The sequence below is a fragment of the Achromobacter sp. Root565 genome, from assembly GCF_001427425.1.
Classification (GTDB): Bacteria; Pseudomonadota; Gammaproteobacteria; order Burkholderiales; family Burkholderiaceae_B; genus Achromobacter; species Achromobacter spanius_D.
This window is the reverse complement of record NZ_LMGO01000009.1, coordinates 542-1011: the sequence shown is the minus strand read 5'-3', so window position 1 is coordinate 1011 and position 470 is coordinate 542. Positions and strand designations below refer to the sequence as shown.

Sequence of the window (470 nt, the reverse complement as noted above, 5' to 3'; positions counted from 1 at the left end):
GTCGGAGCCGGGTTCTTGACGTCCCACGAGAAGTCTTGCGACACCGAGGCGCCGGACTTGTCGGTCGCGGTGATGGTGACGGCGTAGACGCCTTCATTGCCGCCTTGCGAGGCCGACTTGTCGAGCGTGCCGGAGATGATGCCGGTCTTSGGATCGATGGTCAGGCCGGGGGGCAGGCCGGTGGCCGAGTACGTCAGTACGTCGCCGGTATCCACATCCGAGAATTGACCGGAGATGTCGACCGGGGTGATGGCTTGGCCGTCGTTACCGGATTGATCGTCAAGCGTCACGCCCGGGGTGAGGATCGGGGTGTCGTTCGTGCCCGTGATCGTGACGGTGAGCGTAGCCGTGCTGGTGCCACCTTCGCCATCCGAGACGGTGTAGGTGATCGACGACGTAGCCGTCTGGTTTGCGCCCAGGTTGTTGAAGGCCGAACCAGGATTGAACGAGTACGAACCGTCAGCGTTCAG

Annotated in this window: 1 protein-coding gene; it reads right to left on the bottom strand. The window is 63.1% G+C overall.

Annotation, left to right across the window (positions count from 1 at the left end; genetic code table 11):
• Window positions 1-470: putative Ig domain-containing protein (locus ASD71_RS28455; RefSeq protein WP_235512355.1), on the bottom strand; the 470-nt coding region annotated here is incomplete at both ends.